The sequence below is a fragment of the Streptomyces sp. SYSU D01066-1 genome, from assembly GCF_054956795.1.
Map to the genome: position 1 here is coordinate 22,522 of NZ_JBUDHV010000051.1, position 19,953 is coordinate 42,474.

Genomic DNA, 19,953 nt, shown 5'->3' on the forward strand with positions numbered 1-19,953 from the left:
GGGACGGGACACCGGACTCCGGCATCCCGGTCGCGGACGCGGCGTGAGGGATGTGAGGGAGGGGACAGCGGTGTACAAGGGCCTGGTGAGGCGTACGGGAACATCACTGGCCGCCGTGGCGCTGGCGGCCGCCCTGGGGAGCGGGGCGGTCACGGCCGCGCCCGCCCAGGCACGGGAGGGGCGGCCGTCCTGGGGCGCGGAGAACTGCGTCGCCGGTACCTGCCACTTCGACGTGGCGCCGGGCACGTACGACGTACGGGTCCGGCTCGGCGGCGACGCGGCCTCGCGCACCGCGATCAGCGGGGAGACCCGGCGGGCCCTGCTGCCGGAGACGGCCGTCGGGGCGGGGGAGCGGGTGACGCGCTCCTTCACCGTCGACGTGCGGACACCGGAGGGCGAGCCCGCCGGGGCCGACGGCAGCCCGGGGCTCGACCTGGTCGTCGGCGGCGCGGCGCCCGCCCTCGCCGACATCCGGGTCACCCCGGCCCACCGCGCCCGGCAGGTCTTCCTCGTCGGCGACTCGACCGTCTGCGACCAGCCCGGGGAGCCGTACACCGGGTGGGGGCAGCGGCTGCCGCAGTACCTGCGCGCGGGGGTGTCCGTCGCCAATCACGCCGACTCCGGGGAGAGCACGGTCAGTTACCTGGCCGACCCGCGGATGTGGGACACCGTCCGGCCGCTGATCCGGCCCGGCGACCTGGTGCTGGTCCAGCTCGCCCACAACGACAAGACGACGGACGAGGCCACCTACCGGACCAACCTGGAGACCCTCGTCGACCAGGCGCGGGCCCAGGGCGGCCGGCCCGTGCTGGTCACGCCGATCGTGCGGCGCTGGTTCAACGCCGACGGCACCCTCGACAACGGCACCGCGCTCCTCGTCAACGGCCTCGGCGTCGACCACCCGGCCGTCGTCCGCTCCGTCGCCGCCGAGCGGCGCGTCCCGCTGATCGACCTCACCGCGCGGACCAAGGCGCTGGTGGAGTCCCTGGGCGTGGAGGGGTCCAAGGCGCTCTACCTCACGGACGAGAAGCGCGACAACACCCACACCTCCGAGTACGGCGCCACGGTGTACGCGGAGCTGGTCCGGGACGCGCTCGCCGACCTGCGTCTCCTGCCCGCGGGGAAGATCAGGCGGTAGGCGCGCGGGGCGGCTCGGCGCCGGGCCGCCGAGGAGGCGGAGGGCACCGCGCGGGACCCTCCGCCTCCTGGGCGGGACCGGGCGCCGCCGCACCGGCTCCGGCCGGCGGACGAGCGGGTACGGCACGGCCTTCCGGGCCACCGCCGCGACGGACACGCCGAGGTCACCGCTCCGGGGCGGGCCGCGGCACCGTCCGGACGCGCGCTCCCCGCACCCCGCCGACGTACGCGTGCACGCTCACGTCCACCACGCCGGAGTGCCGTGCCGGCGAGGACAGGGGAGACGGGTGGCTCAGCTGCTGCCGAGGACCCGGGAGCGGACCTGGCCGACGGTCATCGCGCCGGTCCGGAGGCGCGGTTCTCCCGGGGGGGGGTGTAGAAACCGACCGGCTCTGTCCCGCATTCGGTGATGACGACGAGTCACGACGGTGACGGGCAGGGCATCGGCCGCATCGGCCGCATAGGCCGGGAAACCGCAGAGCGGCCTCGCGGTCGGCCTTCCCCGGAATCCATCCGGCCGATCACCTGACGTCGGGCCGTGAGAGTCCGACGCGACAGGGCCGGGACCCCGGCGTGATGCCGTTCGCCCAGGAACATCGAGGTCGGAACGCCGTCCACGCTCTCCGTAAGTCTGCGAGTAATGCGCAGGTGAGTCCGCGCGGCAACTGCGCATTCCCGCGTTACCACACCCGCCGGCGTCCCGACGGCGCAAAGGCCGACCGGACGTGTCGACTACGTCCGCCGCTCACCCGGACGTCGTCCCGGCGTCACCTCGCGCATCGATTCTCCTCACGCGGCCCCACGCACCCCGGGTGCGGCCGCAGCGAAGCAGCCGCGCGGACGGCGGCCATCCACGAGGAGCGACATGGGTCACGGGCACGGACACGGCCATCACCACCACCACGACCACGGTCACGACCACGCGCACGAGACGGCGCCCCTGCCCGCCGCGTTCGACACCTCCGTACCCGACGAGGCGCTCAGCCCCGAACAGCGGTCCCGCCGCACCCTGCTGCGCCGCGCCGGCCTGCTCGGCGCCGGCCTCGCCGCGAGCAGCGTGCTGGCCGGCGCCGCCTCCGCGCCCGCCTTCGCCGGCTCCGGCGGCGGACGGAGCAAGAAGGGCTTCCTGTGGCTGGCCGGTGACCACCACATCCACACCCAGTACAGCAGCGACGGCAAGTACCGCGTCATCGACCAGGTCCGCCAGGGCGCCCGGCACGGCATGGACTGGCTGGTCATCACCGACCACGGCAGCGCCACCCACGCCAAGATCGGCGTGGAGAAGGTCAACCCGGACATCCAGGACGCCCGCAGCGCCCACAAGGACACCCTCGTCTTCCAGGGCCTGGAGTGGAACATCCCGGCCGCCGAGCACGGCACCGTCTTCGTCCACCCGGGCAAGAACGAGGTCTCCGTCCTCAAGCAGTTCGAGACCGGCTACGACGGCGCGGTCAAGGCCGCCACCGGCTCCTCGCCCGCCAACGAGGCGCTCGCCATCTCGGGCCTCGCCTTCCTCGCCGACCAGGTCGAGCGGCGCAAGGTCAAGGACGCCCTGATGCTCGCCAACCACCCGGCGCGCAAGGGCATCGACTCCCCGCACGAGATCCGCGCCTGGCGCGACGCCACCTCCGCGAGCCACCGCATCGCCGTCGGCATGGAGGGCGCCCCCGGCCACCAGGCCGGCGGCCTGCCCACGCCGCTCGGCCCCGGCGGCGCCCGCGGCATCTACGACAACAGCCCCGGCTCGAACTCCTTCGCCGACTACCCCCTGGAGTCCTACCGCACCTGGGGCGGCTTCGACTGGATGACCGCCACCGTCGGCGGCCTGTGGGACAGCCTCCTCGCCGAGGGCAAGCCCTGGTGGATCACCGCCAACTCCGACTCCCACCAGGTCTACGGCGACACCGCGGCCCGCGGCGGCGGTGACTTCGACGCCAACGGCCGCTACGACGACCCGGTCTACGGCGGCTCGATCGACATCACCGAGAACGACTACTGGCCCGGCTACTACAGCCGCACCCACGTCGGCGCCGAGGACTTCTCCTACGCCGCCGTCATGGCCGGCATCCGCGCCGGCCGCGTCTGGGTCGACCACGGCCAGCTCATCTCCGGCCTCGACGTCCGGGTCCTTGGCGGCAGCCGCTGGGCCACCCTCGGCGGCGCCCTCCAGGTCAAGAAGGGCACCCGCGTCACCCTCAGCGTCGACGTGGCGCTGGCCGGCGGCCCCAACTGGGCCGGCTTCCAGCCCACCCTGGCCCGCGTCGACGTCATCCAGGGCGACGTGACCGGCGAGGTCGCGGACAAGGACACCTTCACCGCCCCGTCCGCCAAGGTCGTCAAGTCCTACGAGGTCAACAAGAACGCCGGCACGGTCACCCTCACCTACGACCTCGGCCGCGTCGACCGCCCCGTCTACCTCCGGCTGCGCGGCACCGACGGCAACCGCTCCGCCGTCGGCGCCATGGGCGCGGCCGTGGACCCGCACGGCCCGGCCATCGACGTCATCGGCGACGCCGACCCGTGGAAGGACCTGTGGTTCTACTCCAACCCGGTCTGGGTCCTGCCGTCGTGACCCCGCCGCCGTACGTCATCGCCGTCGACACGGACGTCACCTCGCTGCGCGACGCCGACCACCTGCTGAGGGAGCTGGCCGCCGGGTTCGCCGCGGAGGACGGCCTGTTCGGCTGCACCCACCTGGTGCGGGAGGGCGGCCGGCGGCGCGTGGCGCTGTCCCTGGCCGCCGGGGACCGGGCGGCCCTCGACGCGGCCCGCGAGCGGCTCACCGCCCAGGGGCACCCGGTGACGGACGGCGCCTGGGACGACCAGGGGCGGGCGGTGCTCTACCCGGGCGCCGCCGCCCTGACCGGCACCCTCACGGTCGCGGAGCTGCTGGAGCGCTCCGCGATCGAGCGGGTCCGCGTCCTGGGCACACCAGGCGAGCCCGACCCGGAAACCCGGCTCGTCACCCGGGAGTTCGTCCGCCCCCAGTGGGAGAACGGCGAACTGGTCCTGGCCGCGATGCCCGCCGTCGGCGGCACCCTGGTCCCCTTCGAGGACCCGGACCCGACGCCCTGCTGCGCGGACCACTGACGGCACTGAGGCGCTGAGGCACCGAGGCACGTAAATCGTTACCGGTCCCTTCCCCGCCCGTCCTACGGTGACCCGGCACACCGAGGCGGGTCACCCGACGGGGAAGGGACCGGATGACGTACGAGGCACACCCCCGCCCGGGGACCGGGCGGGCACCCGACGCCACCGCCCCGCGCCCCCTGTGGCGGCAACGGGACTTCGGCGTCTTCTGGGCCGCGCAGACCCTCTCCGTCCTCGGCGACTCCTTCGCCCTGATCGCCCTGCCCCTGCTGGTCCTGGAGGCCACCGGCTCGATCGCCCGCATGGGACTGCTGACCGCCGTGGGCGGCGCCGCCTCCGTCCTCGCCGCGGTCTTCGCCGGGGCCGTCGTCGACCGCGTCGACCACCGCAGGCTGCTCATCGGCTGCGACCTCGTCCGCATGGTCCTGTACGGGGTGGTCCCCGTGGTCTGGCTGTCCGGTCCCCACCTGTGGCTGCTCTACGTCGTCCTGCCGCTGTGCGAGGCCGTCGGCATGTTCTTCGCCGTCGGCTACGTCACCGTCGTACGCGGCCTGGTCGGCACCGGACGGCTCACCGAGGCCAACGGACGGCTGGGCGCGACCGCCGCCGCAGCCGGCGTGCTCGGCCCGGTGTGCGCCGGGGTGGTGGCCGCCTGGTCGGGGCCCGCCGCGGCGGTCGGCGTGAACGCGGCCAGCTTCGCCGTCTCCGCCGCCTGCCTGCTCCTCGTCCGGCTGCGGGCCCGCGCCGCCCAGGCGGCACCGGACGAGCGGCCCGGACTGTGGCGGGACCTGCGGACCGGGGCGGGCTTCCTGTACCGGCACCCGGTGCTGCGCGCCCTGACCGTCCTGCTCGCCGGGTTCAGCTTCCTCACCCTCGGCCTGAACGACCTGGTCGTCTACCACCTCAAGCACGACCTCGGCCACGACGACCACACCGTCGGCGTCGTCATGGCGGCCGGCGCCCTCGGCACCGTCACCGGCGCCCTGCTCGTCGCCCGGGTCCGCCGACGGCTCGGCTTCGGCCGCACCTGGACCGGCGCGGTCGCGGTGTGCGGGCTCGCCTTCGCCGGCCTCGGCTGGGCGCGCGGGGTGCCCGCCGTCGCCGTCCTGAGCGCGGCCTTCCTGGCCTGCGCCGGCATGGCGGGCACCTGCTCGCTGTCCCTGCGCCAGGAGGTGACCCCCGAGCACCTGCTCGGCCGGGTCACCGCCGCCTTCTGGACCCTGCACTACGCGGCGGCGCCCCTCGGCGCGGCCCTGCTGACCTGGGCGGCCGAGCGGCACGGCACCGCGCCGGTGGCCGCGGCGGCCGGCGCCTGCTGCGTACTGATCGCGGCCGGGGCGCTGTTCACGCCGGTCGGCCGGTCAGCACCTCGCTGACGAACGCGTTGGTGAACTTGCCCGCCGGGTCCAGCTCCCGTACGAGGGCCCGGAAGTCACCGAGGCGCGGATACAGCTCCCGCAGCCGGGCCGGCGCCGTGGTGAACACCTTCCCCCAGTGCGGCCGGGCCGCGAACCCGTCCAGCGCCTCCTCCACCCGCCGCACCACCGGCAGGACCGCCGCCGTGTCCTGGACCCAGGTGAAGTGCACCGCCACCGTCTCCCGCCCGTACGCCGGGCTCAGCCACTGCGCGTCCGCGGCGACCGTGCGCCACTCGCAGGTCTGCGTCACCGGAGCCAGCACGTCCCGTATCGCCTCCAGCGCGCGCAGCGCGCCGTAGGCGTGCGCACGCGGCAGCAGGTACTCCGACTGCAGCTCGGCACCGCTGCTGGGCGTGAACTCGGCACGGAAGTGCGGCAGCCGCTCGTGCCAGGGCCCCGGCACCCCGAACTGCTCGGTGCAGTTCTCCGCCGGCATGCCCGGCACGGGGTGGGTCCTCTCGGTGGCCGGGGCCGCGTGGGGGAAGCGGGGCAGCGGCCGGTCCGTCCGCCGCTTCAGCCACACCTGCCGGAAGCCCGGCGCCCGCCAGTCGGTGAACAGGCTCACGCTGTACGCGGCCGACAGCACCTCCTCCAGCGGCGCGGTGAACGGCAGCTCGCCGAAGACGTGCTGCTCGACCTCGTACGCCTCCTCCAGGTCCAGCGTGAGCGCCGTCACGACACCCAGCGCGCCCAGCGAGGTGACCGCGCCGCCGAACCGCTCGTCGCCCCGCGCCAGCGTCACCGCCGTGCCGTCGGCCGTCACCAGCTCCACCTCGCGCACCGCCGACGCCAGCGAGCCGTTGGTCACACCCGAGCCGTGGGTGCCGGTCGCCACCGAACCGGCGACGGAGATGTGGGGGAGCGAGGCCATGTTGGCGAGGGCGAGACCGCGGGCGTGCACCACCCGGGCCAGCTCCGCGTACCGGACGCCGCCGCCCACCCGCACCGTACGGGCCGCCCGGTCCACGTCGATCTCCGGCGGCAGGTCCGCCAGCGACACCAGCACCCCCTCGGGGCCCGGCTCGGCGATCTCGTTGAACGAGTGTCCGCTGCCCAGCACCCGCACCCGGGCGCTGCCGGCCACCAGCGCCCGCAGCGCACCCGTCGAGTGCGGCCGGTGCAGCTCCTTGGCCGTGTAGGTGATGTTGCCGGCCCAGTTGGTCACGGTGGTGTCGGTCATCCCGCAGCCCCTCCCAGAAGATCCGTGAGGACCCGGAGTCCTCCGGCGGCAACCTACCCGGCACGCCGAGGGGGGACCCGGCGGGGAGGGCGCCCGGGCAGGGGCATACCGTGAGAAGTCGAACGCGAGCCGGGAGGAGACACAGGATGGGCAGCCGCACCGCGCTGGTCGAGGATCTGATGGAGCGCTTCCCGCACGTACCGCGGGAAGCGGTCCTCAAGGAGGACCTGCTCCGCGGCGGGGTGGCCTTCGACCCGTCCGCGCTGTCGGACAACGAGGACGGCGAGGTGAAGCCGAAGTCGTACTTCATCTTCTCCTTCGACCACGGCACCCTGCCCGAGCTGGGCGAAGCCGCGCTGCGCCGCCCGCCCGAGGAGATCATCCTCACCGGCGGCCCCTACGACCTGCGCCGCACCGTCGTCTCGGTCCGGGTGAACCCGTCCTCGCCGTACCGGGTCGCCGCCGACGAGCACGACGTCCTCGGCCTCTACCTCGACGGCAAGCGCATCTCGGACGTCGGCGTCCCCCCGATGCCGGAGTACTACCGGCACACCCTCTCCAACGGGAAGTCGGTCATGGAGGTGGCCCCCACCATCCAGTGGGGCTACCTGATCTACCTGACCGTCTTCCGGGTCTGCCAGTACTTCGGCGCCAAGGAGGAGTGCCAGTACTGCGACATCAATCACAACTGGCGCCAGCACAAGGCGGCCGGCCGTCCGTACACGGGCGTCAAGGACGTCGAGGAGGTCCTCGAGGCCCTGGAGATCATCGACCGCTACGACACGGCGAAGGCGTCCACCGCCTACACCCTCACCGGCGGCGCCATCACCTCGAAGGTCTCCGGCCGCGACGAGGCCGACTTCTACGGCCACTACGCCAAGGCCATCGAGGAGCGCTTCCCGGGCCGCTGGATCGGCAAGGTGGTCGCCCAGGCGCTGCCCAAGCCGGACGTCCAGCGCTTCAAGGACTACGGCGTGCAGATCTACCACCCCAACTTCGAGGTGTGGGACGAGTACCTGTTCAAGCTGTTCTGCCCCGGCAAGGAGCGCTACGTCGGCCGCGACGAGTGGCACAGGCGCATCCTGGACTCGACGGAGGTCTTCGGGGCGCGCAACGTGATCCCCAACTTCGTCGCGGGCGTGGAGATGGCCGAGCCCTTCGGCTTCAAGACGGTCGACGAGGCGATCGAGTCGACCACCGAGGGCCTGCGCTTCTTCATGTCGCACGGCATCACGCCCCGGTTCACCACCTGGTGCCCCGAGCCGACCACCCCGCTCGGCAAGGCCAACCCGCAGGGCGCCCCGCTGGAGTACCACATCCGCCTGCTCCAGGCCTACCGGCAGACCATGGAGGACTTCGGCCTCTCCTCGCCCCCCGGCTACGGCCCGCCCGGCGCCGGCAACGCGGTCTTCTCCGTCAGCTCCTTCATGGACAGCCTCCCGGCGGACACGCCCGTCGAGGTGTGACGGGGGCGCCCGGTGCTCCGGCCCGGTCCGCGCGGGCGCACGCCCGGCGGCCGGGCCGTCGCTGTTGCGGGTTGCGGCGCTTGTCAGGCGTGCCGGACCCGTGACAAGCTCGCCCCTTGCCGCGAGGTACCACCAACTCCACCGTCGGCGTGCCGGAGTTGGTCTCGCCCGTGTGACGCGGGAGACGCATGTCCGACCTGCCGATGCCCGAGGAAGCCGCCGAGGCCGCGTGGTCCGCCGAGTGCTGGGACGCCGTCCTGTCCTACGCCGGCCTGTGCACCACCGGTTCCGCCGCGGCGGCCCGGCTGGCCACGGAGGCGTTCACCCGGGGCCCGCGCGAGGCACGCGGCCCGGCCGCCGCCCGTACGGCGCCCGGACCCGGCCGCCGCCCGGTCCGGCTGCTGCCCCGCATCCCGCTCCTGCTGACCGCCGTACGCGCCACCGCGGCCTCCTGGGAAGCCACCGGACAGGGCGACGACCTCGCCCCCAGCCTTCGCCGCTGGCTCCACTCCGAGAGGGCCGCCCGCCACACCGGACCGCCCGCCCGCCGGCCGCTCGCCCTGCGCGCCCTGCGGGACATGCAGCTCCCGGACGCCGAACTGCTCTGGCTGGCCGAGGTGGAGGCCCTGCCGCTGCCGGTGGTGGCCCGCCGGCTCGGTCTCGACCCGGCCGGCACGACCGGCGAACTCGCCCAGGCACGCGCCCTCTTCCGGGACCGCTGCCGCCGCGACCACCTCGACGGCCCGGCCGGCGACACCTGCCGCCGCCACGCCCGCCTCCTGACCGCGGACGCCTCCGGCACGCCCGGGGAACTCTCCCGCCACCTGGCCGGCTGCGCCGACTGCGCCGAGGCGGCGGGCTGCCTGCGCACCGACCCCGGCTCCCTCGCCGCGGCCCTGGCCGACGGCGTGCTCGGCTGGGGCGGCCCGGCCTACCTGGAACGCCGCCGCCGGGCAGCCGAGGCACGCCTCGCCGCCGGCCGCCCGGCACCGGCCGACGACGACGGCGGCACCCCGGGCGGCCGGGACGCCCGCCGGGCCCGCGCCGCACGCGGCGGCCTCCTCGCCACCGCCGCGCTGATCTCCCTGCTGGCGCTCACCGCGTCCCTGCACCCCTTCGGCGGCCCGGACACCTCCCGCGCCGCCTCCGGCACCGCCGCCCCGTCCGCCACGGCCGGCCGGCGGCCCGTGCCGGACCCCCCGGCGTCCGCCCCGGCCGGCTCCTTTGCCGCGCCGGCCCCGCGGCCCGCTCCCGCCGGCTCCGGATCGGCCACGGCCACGGCCACGGCCACCGCCTCCGCCGCTGTCCGCCGGGACCCGGAACCACGGGCCACCGCCACGGCCACCTCCGCCGCGCCGGCCGCCACCGCCGCCCCCGACGACGGCCCGGACACCCCGGCACCGCCCTGCCGGGTCCACTACGACCTGGTCAACCAGTGGCCGGCCGGCTTCCAGGCCACCGTCACCGTCACCACCACCCGCGCCCTCGACACCTGGCGCGTCTCCTGGACCTTCCCCGACAGCCGGCGGATCACCCAGATGTGGGACGCCACCCACACCCGGACCGGCTCCCGGGTCACCGCCACCGCCGCCCCCTACAACGCCACGGTGCCCGCGGGCGGCACGCTGTCCTTCGGCTTCCTGGCCTCGCGGGAGGACCACGACCCGACGGTGCCGGACGACTTCACGCTCAACGGGCTCGCCTGCGCCACGACATGAGCGCGGAGCGGGGAAAGGCGCGACCGCGGGAGGGAAGACGCCGGCCCGCCCCCCGTCCCCCGCCCGGCGCGGGCGTTCGGCCACGGTGGCCGGAACGCGACGCCGTACAGGAGGTGAACGGCGGTCGTCCACCGTGGCGTTGGTCACGTTCGGCGGGGCGTCGACAAGGGCATGGCTACTCCTCGGGGCGTGCGGGCCGGCGAGCCGGATCGGCGCCGGACACGGGTACGGCTCGTGTGGGGGCAATGATGGACGCCGACCGCGGCCGGGCGACCCGAATCAGTTGTCGAGGAGCGTTAACGGCAGCGTCACAGGGATTCGTGGTACTTCGCGGAACGAATGCGTATCGTTGTACGGGGGGATCGACGAGTGGGCGGCGGGGACCTTATCGCTCGCCGGCATTGTGACGTTCGTGCGCGACCGCGGTTCACCACACGTGCAGGCAGCACGGACAACTGGGTCACAGGTCAGGGGGACGATTGATGTGGTTCTCGGGAAGCGGTTCGCGGACTCCCGCGGCGCCTCGTGCCGACGCGCTGCGTCGGACGGACTACGGCTGACGCGCGGCTCCCGGCCGGCGTCGCCGCTCGCCGGCCACGGCGGTGCGGGCCCGGGGCGCGCGGGACGGCCGAGGACCGGCCGGCGCACCGTCGGAAGGCCGCCACGGCGGACGGACCGCCACGGTGCGCCTGCGGTGCCCGGCCCTCCCGGGGCGCACCGCGCCGGTCGGGGGCCGCTTCGGCGAAGCGGGTTCCGCAGAGGGCGCGTTCCCGTCGCGTGGCCGGGCGGGCGCTGACGCGCCGACGGCGGCGCGCGACGCGCCAGGCGGCGCACGCGTGCGAACACAGGTCGCTTTTCGGTGTCTCCGGGCCAGGGCTTCGACCACCGCGCCGGGGGACGGGGCGCCCCGCTGGTCCGCCGTGGCCGGATCACGTGGGCGACGGGAGAACGTGTGCGAGGTCCGGAACGAAAGGTCGGCGGGTCAGAGTGATATCCCGCGAGTCCAGAATGCCACCCCCACAACACGTCAGAGGTTGTAGTGCTCCCGCGATACTCAGTCATATCCGAGCAAACTCTTCTGGAATACTCTTCCGAACCCGGAAGCTCCGTCGCAGAATCAGCTCTCTTATGGATGGAAGGAGAGCTCGGCAAAAGCATGGAGTTAGCCGCCGCGGCGTCGGAACCGGCCCCCGGGGAACACCCCGCCGGTGACACGCAGCTGGAGGCGCGCATCTGGTACGCGACGCTGCTGACACGCGTCCGGGGTCTGCGGCCGGCCGAACGGCTCCTCGCCGGTGAGGGATCCGGCGCCCACGGGCCGCACGGACCCGGGGCGCACGCGCTGCGGCTGCTGTGCGAGGCGGAGATCCATCTCGCCGGGGGCAAGCTCGCCGAGGCGACGGCGACGGCCGAGGCCGGTCTCCTGCTGGCGTGCCGGGCCGGGAACCGCGGCCTCGCCCCCCGCGGCCACGTGGTCATGGCCCTGTGCGCCGTACGCACCCTGGACCTGACGAACGGCCTGCAGTACGCCAACCGGCTCCGGGACGCGGCGCTGCTCGGGCGGGAGAACCTGATGCCGGGCCAGTGCGTCTGGGCCGCCGCCCAGGCCCTGGAGGCGCGCGACGGCATGGAGAGCGTCGCCCACCTGCTGAAGGGCATCGTCCACGACGGGATGCTCACGCGTGAGCTGCTGCTGTCCCAGCCTGCGGCGGCGCCGTGGCTGGTCCGGGCCGGGCAGCGCCTCGGCGACGCGGACCTCGCCGAGCGCGCCCTCGCCACGATGAGCCGGCTCGCCCTGACGAACCCCGGTTTCCGCAGCGTCCAGGCGGCGGCCGAGCACGCCGCCGGACTGCACGAGCGGGACGCGGACGCCCTGGAGGCCGCGGCGGAGCGGCACCTGGACCCGTGGGCCCGCGCGTCGGCCCTGGAGGACGCGAGCCGGGTGCGGTCCGCGCGGCTGCCGGAACGCGACCGCGCGGTCGGCCTGCTGAGGCGCGCGGCCGACGCCTACCTGGGCGCCGGGGCCTCCAGGGACCTCGCGCGGGTCCAGAGCCGGCTCCGTGAACTCGACGACCACGGCGGCCGGCCGGCCCGCAGCCGGACCCAGGTCAGCCGGCTCACCGACACCGAGTTCGCGGTGGCCGAGCTGGTCAGTCAGGGGCTGACCAACGGCAGGGTCGGCAGCCAGCTCTACATCTCCCCCCACACGGTGGCGTTCCACCTGAAGAAGATCTTCCGCAAGCTCGACGTGACTTCCCGGGTGGAACTGGCCCGCTCCTGGAACCGCATCCTGGTGGAGGAACGCGACGGCCGGCGGCCCGGCGAGCCCGGCCCCGAGCCCGAGCCCGACTTCCTGGTCCGCCCCTCCCTGGCCGGGCAGGCCGGGTAGCCGTCGGCGCGGGGCCGATGACGCGGGGTCGGCGGCGCGGGTGACGGCTGCTCACCGCCCCCGCCCTACCAACCTGAGGGATGCCGCCGCGGCACCCCGCACGCATAGCCTCTGCAAAGGAAGCACCGCTCCTCACCGTGTTGTGCCGTCCCGCCGGCGAGCGCCGGCCGGACGGAACCGGGCGGGTTGCCGGAACAGCCATACCGATTGGCCAGGAGTCACCTCATGACCCATCTTCTGCACATCGACGCGAGCATCCGTGCCGGTGAATCCGTGACGCGGCAGCTCACGGGCGAGTTCGTCACCCAGTGGCGGCAGAACCACCCCGACGCCGGTTACACCTACCGCGACCTCGGCGCCGAACCGGTCCCGCACATCACGCACGCGGTGCGGGAGTGGCTCTTCGACCCGAGCGGCGACCTGCACGGCGTCACCCCCGAGGAGCAGGCGCTCAGCGAGGCGGTCATCGCCGAGGTCCGCGAGGCGACCACGATCGTGCTCGGCATCCCGATGTACAACTACACGATCCCGTCGTCCGTCAAGGCGTGGATCGACCGGCTGGTCATCCCGGCGCACATGCTGCCCCCCGGCGCCGAGTCCGGCATGCTGAGCGGCAAGGACGTCATCGTCGTCACCGCGCGCGGCGGCTCCTACGCCCCCGGCACCCCGCGCGACGGCTGGGACCACCAGGAGCCCTACCTGAAGGCCGTGCTCAGCTCCATCGGCCTCGCCGGCAACCTCAAGTTCGTGCACGCCGAACTCACGTTCGCGGCGATCGTGCCCGCCATGGCGCAGCTGAAGCCGCTCGGCGAGAAGTCCCTCGCCGACGCCCGGGAGACCCTGCGCAAGCTGGCCGTCTGACCTCCGGCACCACCATCGCGGGCGGGCGCATCCGAGGCGCGGGGGTGCGGATTTCCGCGGACAGACACGTTCTTACACACTGTGGGGAAGGTGCTCCATGAGCGAGATGCTGTCCTTCGAAGAAGTCTGGTCACGCACCCACCACTTCGACCCTCCCGCGATCTTCGACAAACTGCGGGAGGAACGCCCGCTCGCGAGAATGGCCTACCCGGACGGTCACATCGGCTGGTTCGCCACCAGCCACCGGATCGTCCGGGAGGTCCTCAGCGACCCGCGGTTCAGCCACAGCCTGGAGATCGGGCACTTCCCCACCACCAAGTACGGCGCTCCCGTACCGCAGTTCCCCGCGATGCCCGGCATGTTCATCCACATGGACCCGCCGGACCACACCCGCTTGCGCCGCCTGTTGGCGCGGGAGTTCACCGTCCGGCGGATCGCCGGACTCGCCCCGCTCGTCGAGTCGGTGGCCGCCGAGCAGATCGAGGAGATGCGCGCGCACGGCTCGCCCGCCGACCTGCTCACCACCTTCGCCAAGCCGCTCGTCCTGCGCGTGCTGTCCGACCTGGTCGGCCTGCCGTACGAGGAGCGCGAGCGGTACGCCGACGCCCCCGCCATCAGCCACGACCCGGACGGGGACGCCGAGGAGTCGATGGCGGTCTACCAGGAGGTCGGCGCGCTCATCGGCGAGTGCGTCGAGCGCAGGCGCAAGCAGCCCGGTGACGACATCATCAGCCGGCTCCTGGCCACGGGCGAGGTCACGGACGAGGAACTCGGCAACATCGTCGCCCTGTTGCTCTTCGCGGGCTACGAGACCACCGAGAGCGCTCTGAGCGTCGGCGTCATGGCCCTGCTGCACCACCCCGAGCAGCTCGCCGCCCTGCGCGCCGACCTGACCCGGATCGATCCGGCGGTGGAGGAGATCCTCCGCTACGTCACCGTCAACCAGTACGAGATCTTCCGTACCGCGCTGGAGGACGTCGAGCTGGACGGCCAGTTGGTGAAGAAGGGGGAGACCGTCACGGTGTCCCTGCCGGCCGCCAACCGCGACCCCGCGAAGTACGGCTGCCCCGCCGAGCTGGACCTCGGCCGGGACACCGCCGGCCACCTGGCGTTCGGCCACGGCATCCACCAGTGCGTCGGCCAGAACCTGGCCCGCCTCGAACTCCGCACCGGCCTGCGCGCGCTGCTGCGGGCCTTCCCCGACCTGCGGGCGGCCACGCCGGCCGAAGAGGTCCCGCTGCGCACCCGCGGATCCGTCTTCTGCCTGAAGAGCCTCCCGGTCTCCTGGTGATCCTCCCGGTCCCTTGGTGATCCTCCCGGTACCCTGGTGATCCTTCCGGTCCTCCGATGTTCCTCCCGGTCCTCTGAAGAGCCTCCGGGTCCTCCGATGTTCCTCCCGGTCTCCCGGTGAGCCTTTGGGCGACCGCCCGTTCCTGACCCTGCCGGCGTTCCGGCAGCATGTCCGCCCCCCTCCGACCACGTACGGCGGTACGGCGGCCCTGTGCGCGACCTCGCGCCGGGCCGGTCGCGACCGCCCGCTCCGGCTGCCCCGGTCCGGCCTTCCCGGCCGTCCGGGGCGACGGGAACGGCCCGCCGCCCGCCCGCGCGGCGGACCCGGCCGCTCCCGGCCCTTCCGGGCGCCTGACCGCGACGCACCACCGCGGCACAGGGACGTCTGCTCCCGTCGTTCCGGACGACGGCCGGCTGTCCACCGTCGTACAGCCGTCCGCGCCGCGTCCGGAGACCACCCCGACCCGCTGCTCCCGGTACCCGCTGCCGTCCTGTGGAAGGAGTCCGAGGCGTGCGTCCCGACCTGGTCACACCGCTCGCGGTCACGCTGCACGAGCACGCCCGCCGCATTCCAAAGAAGGCCGCCTTCGCCGACGACCGGCGCGCGGTCAGCTACGCGGAGCTGGAGGCGCGCACCCGGCGGCTCGCCGGACACCTCGTCCGCCTCGGGCTGCGCCGCGGCGAGCGGGTGGCGCTCTGCCTCGGCAACTCGGTCGCGATGGTGGAGGGGTACCTCGCGGTCGTGCGCGCCGGCGGTGTCGGCGTGCCGGTGAACCCGCGGTCCGCGCCCGCCGAACTGGAGTACCTCCTCGCCGACAGCGGCGCGAGGTTCGTCCTCGCCGCGGCCGGCGGTGCGGGAACGTTCCTGGAGGTGGTGACGGCCACCGCCCCGGACACGACCGTCCTGGTGGCCGGCGCCGCCGACGTGCCACCGGGCGCCCACGCCTACGACGAGCTCGCGGTCACCGACCCCGGCACGCCCGCCCCCGACGACCTCGGTCTGGACGAGGTGGCCTGGATGTTCTACACGTCCGGCACCACCGGGCGGCCCAAGGGCGTGCTGTCCACCCAGCGCAACTGCCTCTGGTCGGTCGCCGCCAGCTACGTACCCGTCCCGGACCTGCGCCCGGACGACCGGGTGCTGTGGCCGCTGCCGCTCTTCCACAGCCTGTCCCACATCGCCTGCGTGCTGTCCGTGACCGCCGTCGGGGCCACCGCCCGCATCACGGACGGGGCCTCCGCCGACGACGTCCTCGACCTGTCGCGCACGGAACGGGCCACCTTCCTCGCCGGTGTCCCCACCACCTACCACCACCTCGTCAGCACCGCCCGCCGTACCGGCCTGTCCCTGCCCCACCTGCGGATCGGACTCGTCGGCGGCGCCGTCACCGGCTCCGAGCTGCGCCGCTCCTTCGAGGAGACCTTCGGCGTCCCGCTGGTCGACGCCTACGGCTCCACCGAGACCTGCGGCGCGATCACCATGAACCCGCCCGACGGCGCCCGTGTCGAGGGCTCCTGCGGACTGCCGGTACCGGGCGTCGACGTCCGCGTCGTCGACCCCGACAGCGGACTGGACGTGCCCACCGGACAGGAGGGCGAGGTCTGGGTCAGCGGACCCAACGTCATGGTCGGCTACCACAACAGCCCCGAGGCGACCCGGGCCGCGCTGCGCGACGGCTGGTTCCGCACCGGCGACCTGGCCCGCCGGGACGCGGCCGGCTACTTCACCGTCTGCGGCCGGCTGAAGGACCTGATCATCCGGGGCGGCGAGAACATCCACCCCGACGAGGTCGAAGCGGTACTGCGCACCGCCCCGGGGGTCGCCGACGCCGGCGTCGCCGGGGTCCCGCACGACACCCTCGGCGAGGTGCCGGTGGCCTGGCTGGTCCCCGGCCCCGACGGCCTCGACATCCCCGCCCTGCTCGACCACTGCCGCGCCCGGCTCTCCGCCTACAAGATCCCCGAGCGGATCCACGAGGTGGCCGACGTCCCGCGCACCGCCTCCGGGAAGATCGTCCGCCGGCTCCTCGCCGATCAGCCGTACTGGCCCCGCCACACGGCCGACGGCCACCACGACGCGCTGCTGCGGTCCGCGTGGCTGCCCGCACCGGCCGGCAACGGCGCCGACGCGCACCCGGCCGCGTGCGCCGTGGTCGGCGAGGACACCATAGGGCTCGTCGCCGCGCTGCGGGCGGCGGGGGTGCGTGCGCAGCCGCATGCCGATCTGGCGTCGGTGGCGGGTGCGGCGACGGGTACGGGTACGGGTACGGACACTGGTGCGGCGGCCGGGGAGGTTCCGGCGGCGGAGGCGGCCTCGGAGGCCGAGGCGGCGGCGGAGGTGGCCTCGGCCGCGGTCCCGGTTCCCGGCCCGACCTTCCTCCTGCCGCCGTCCGCCTCCGCCGACCCCCTCACCCAGGCCCGCCGCCTCACCGAACAGGTGACCGGAGCGGACGTCCCCGGACCCCTGGTGGTCCTCACCCGGGCGGCCACCCCCGCCGGCGACACCGCGCCCGGCCCCGTCGGCGCCGCGCTGTGGGCCGCCGTACGGTCGCTCCAGGCGGCCGGGCACCGGGAGCTGACCGTCGTGGACCTCGACACGACCGGCCCGGACGCGGCGGCGCTGCTCACCGCCGTCACCTCCGGCGAACCCCAGGCCGCCGTCCGGGACGGCGAGGTACTGGTTCCCCGGCTGCTGCCCACCCCCGTGGACGGCCGACCCCGTCCCGCTGCCCCCGCCGGAGCCGTCGTCGTCACCGGCACGGACACGCCCGCCGGCGCGGCGCTCGCCCACCACCTCGCCACCGTGCACCAGGCCCCGCACCTGCTGCTGGTCCACGCGCCCGGCACGACCGACCGCACCGACCCGGACGCCTGGCCCGCCGGCACCACCGTCCGCACCCTCACCACCGACGCGTCCGGCCTGCCCGCCGCCCTGGCCGGCACCCCGGTCGGCCTGGCGGCGCACACCGCCGACGACCCCGCCCTGGCCCGCACGCTCGACGGACTCCTCGACGAGACCCAGTGGCTGATCACCGTCACCGACCACTCCGCGACCCTGGGCGCTCCCGGCGACCCGGACCGGGCGGTGCGAGGCGCGCTCACCGAGGCGGTCACCCGCGCCCGCCGGCCGCGCGGCCCGGCCGCCCACCTCGTCTGGGCCGCTGACGGCGGAACGGCCCGGCCCGCCGACCTGCTCGCCGGATTCGACGCGCTCCTCGCCGGCCACCACCCGGCCCTCTTCGCCCCGCGCCCGGCCCCGCCCGACCCGTCCCGGCCGGTGCCCGCGCTCCTCCGTGCCCTGACCGAGCCGCCGACCCGGCGGGCACGCCCCGACACGGCCGTCACCGCGGCCCTGCGCGCCCGCCTCACCGACCTGGACGAGCGGGCCCAACTGGCGCTCCTCGAAAGGCTGGTGCGCGAACAGGCCGCCGCCGTCCTGCACGGCCCCGACGCGGCACCCCTCCCGGCCGGCCGTTCCTTCCGCGACCTCGGCCTGAGTTCGGTCGCCGTCGTCGCCCTGCGCGACCGGCTGACCGAGCACACCGGCCTGCGCCTGCCCACCACCGTGACCTTCGACCACCCGACCCCGCGGGAGCTGGCGGCCCACCTGCGCACCGCCGTCCTCGGCCTGGACGACACCCCGGCGCGTCCCGAGCGGCCGGCCGCGGACACGGACCCCCAGGAGCCCCTCGCCATCGTCGGCATGGCCTGCCGGCTGCCCGGCGGCGTCGACACCCCCGAAGAACTGTGGCGGTTGCTTGCCGCGGACCGGGACGCCGTCTCGGACTTCCCGACCGACCGGGGCTGGGACCTCGACGGCCTGTTCGACCAGGACCCGGAGAAGACCGGCACGTCCTACGTCGACCAGGGCGGCTTCCTGCCGGACGCCGGCCAGTTCGACGCGGACCTCTTCGGCATCTCACCGCGCGAGGCCCTCGCCATGGACCCGCAGCAGCGCCTGCTCCTCGAAACATCCTGGGAGGCGCTGGAACGGGCGGGCATCGACCCGCACACGCTGAAGGGCACGGACGTCGGCGTGTTCGCCGGGGTCATGGGCCAGGGCTACGGCTCCGGGGGCGGACTCCCCGCGGAACTCGAGGGTTTCGTGACCACCGGGACCGCGTCCAGTGTCGCCTCCGGCCGGATCGCCTACGTCCTCGGCCTCGAGGGCCCCGCGGTGAGCGTGGACACGGCCTGCTCGTCCTCCCTGGTCGCCATCCACCTGGCCGCCCAGGCCCTGCGGGGCGGCGAGTGCTCGATGGCCCTGGCGGGCGGCGCGACCGTCATGGCGACCCCGGGCACCTTCGTCGAGTTCTCCCGCCAGCGGGCGCTCGCCCCCGACGGCCGCTGCAAGTCGTACGCGGAAGCCGCCGACGGCACCGGCTGGGCCGAGGGCGCCGGGATTCTCGTCCTCGAACGGCTCTCGGAGGCCCGCCGCAAGGGCCACCGCGTCCTCGCCGTGCTGCGCGGCAGCGCGATCAACCAGGACGGCGCCTCCAACGGCCTCACCGCCCCGAGCGGCCCCGCCCAGCAGCGGGTGATCCGCCGGGCGCTGGCCGACTCCGGGCTGACCACGGCCGACGTGGACGCGGTGGAGGGGCATGGCACGGGCACGGTTCTGGGTGATCCGATCGAGGCGCAGGCGCTGCTGGCCACGTACGGCCAGGACCGTGAGCGGCCGTTGTGGCTGGGGTCGTTGAAGTCGAACATCGGTCATACGCAGGCCGCGGCCGGTGTCGCCGGTGTGATCAAGATGGTGCAGGCGATGCGGCACGGTGTGCTGCCGGCCACGCTCCACGTCGACCAGCCGTCCACCGAGGTCGACTGGTCGGCGGGGGCGGTGGAACTGCTCACGGAGGCCCGTGAGTGGCCGGAGACCGGCCGTCCGCGCCGGGCCGGTGTCTCTTCCTTCGGCGTCAGCGGTACGAACGCGCACGTGATCCTGGAGCAGGGGCCCGACCCCGAGCCGGCCGGCCGGCCGGCGGTCCCCGACGGGGACGTACCGCTGGTGGTGTCGGCCGCGTCGGTGGGGGCGTTGGCGGGGCAGGCGGAGCGGTTGGCGGCGTTCGTCACCGACACCGATGCACCGCTCGCGGAGGTGGCGGGTGCGCTTGTCTCCCGGCGGGCTGTGCTGTCGGAGCGGGCGGTGGTGGTGGCCGGTTCGCGTGAGGAGGCGGTGGCGGGGCTCGGGACGCTGGCCCGGGGCGAGTCGACGGCCGGTCTGGTGGCCGGGGGTGGTCAGTCCGATGGGCGGACGGTGCTGGTCTTTCCTGGTCAGGGTTCGCAGTGGACCGGTATGGGCCGTGAACTGCTGGAGTCCTCTCCGGTGTTCGCGGAGCGGATCGAGGAGTGTGCCCGGGCTCTGGAGCCCTGGACGGACTGGGACCTGAAGGCGGTCCTGCGC

At 74.6% G+C, this 19,953-nt stretch carries 11 protein-coding genes; 10 read left to right on the forward strand and 1 reads right to left on the reverse strand.

The window, feature by feature from the left end; genetic code table 11:
- Window positions 1-82 precede the first annotated feature (82 nt).
- From ACY1JF_RS30190 to ACY1JF_RS30205, 4 genes are all read left to right on the forward strand, one after another.
- A complete protein-coding gene (locus ACY1JF_RS30190) occupies window positions 83-1,138 on the forward strand; it encodes a rhamnogalacturonan acetylesterase (protein WP_462708461.1) in 1,056 nt (351 codons plus the stop codon).
- Window positions 1,139-2,002: 864 nt separating this feature from the next.
- Window positions 2,003-3,709 carry a PHP domain-containing protein gene (locus ACY1JF_RS30195; RefSeq protein ID WP_462708451.1) on the forward strand — a complete coding sequence of 569 codons (1,707 nt, stop codon included), beginning with the start codon at window positions 2,003-2,005 and terminating at the stop codon, window positions 3,707-3,709.
- On the forward strand, window positions 3,706-4,227 hold the full coding sequence (locus ACY1JF_RS30200) for a hypothetical protein (protein ID WP_462708452.1): 522 nt from the start codon (window positions 3,706-3,708) through the stop codon (window positions 4,225-4,227). The genes ACY1JF_RS30195 and ACY1JF_RS30200 overlap by 4 nt, the downstream gene beginning before the upstream one ends.
- Before the next feature lie 113 nt (window positions 4,228-4,340).
- Window positions 4,341-5,603 (forward strand): MFS transporter, encoded by a 1,263-nt coding sequence (locus ACY1JF_RS30205; protein WP_462708453.1) that lies wholly within the window; start codon window positions 4,341-4,343, stop codon window positions 5,601-5,603.
- Here ACY1JF_RS30205 and ACY1JF_RS30210 read toward each other — a convergent pair.
- Window positions 5,572-6,825, reverse strand: coding sequence for an FAD-binding protein (locus tag ACY1JF_RS30210; protein ID WP_462708454.1), 1,254 nt, complete (start codon window positions 6,823-6,825; stop codon window positions 5,572-5,574). The genes ACY1JF_RS30205 and ACY1JF_RS30210 overlap by 32 nt on opposite strands.
- Before the next feature lie 146 nt (window positions 6,826-6,971).
- Here ACY1JF_RS30210 and ACY1JF_RS30215 point away from each other — a divergent pair, with 146 nt between their 5' ends.
- The 6 genes from ACY1JF_RS30215 to ACY1JF_RS30240 form a co-directional block, all read left to right on the forward strand.
- Window positions 6,972-8,291, forward strand: a complete 1,320-nt coding sequence (locus ACY1JF_RS30215) for a radical SAM protein (protein WP_462708455.1) — start codon at window positions 6,972-6,974, stop codon at window positions 8,289-8,291.
- A gap of 188 nt (window positions 8,292-8,479) precedes the next feature.
- Window positions 8,480-10,009 carry a cellulose binding domain-containing protein gene (locus tag ACY1JF_RS30220; protein WP_462708456.1) on the forward strand — a complete coding sequence of 510 codons (1,530 nt, stop codon included), beginning with the start codon at window positions 8,480-8,482 and terminating at the stop codon, window positions 10,007-10,009.
- A gap of 1,156 nt (window positions 10,010-11,165) precedes the next feature.
- Window positions 11,166-12,398, forward strand: a complete 1,233-nt coding sequence (locus ACY1JF_RS30225; protein ID WP_462708457.1) for a helix-turn-helix transcriptional regulator — start codon at window positions 11,166-11,168, stop codon at window positions 12,396-12,398.
- Between the two features lie 225 nt (window positions 12,399-12,623).
- Window positions 12,624-13,259, forward strand: a complete 636-nt coding sequence (locus tag ACY1JF_RS30230) for an FMN-dependent NADH-azoreductase (RefSeq protein WP_462708458.1) — start codon at window positions 12,624-12,626, stop codon at window positions 13,257-13,259.
- Window positions 13,260-13,356: 97 nt separating this feature from the next.
- Window positions 13,357-14,550, forward strand: coding sequence for a cytochrome P450 (locus ACY1JF_RS30235; protein WP_462708459.1), 1,194 nt, complete (start codon window positions 13,357-13,359; stop codon window positions 14,548-14,550).
- Between the two features lie 510 nt (window positions 14,551-15,060).
- Window positions 15,061-19,953: beta-ketoacyl synthase N-terminal-like domain-containing protein (locus tag ACY1JF_RS30240; RefSeq protein WP_462708460.1), on the forward strand; the 4,893-nt coding region annotated here is incomplete at its 3' end.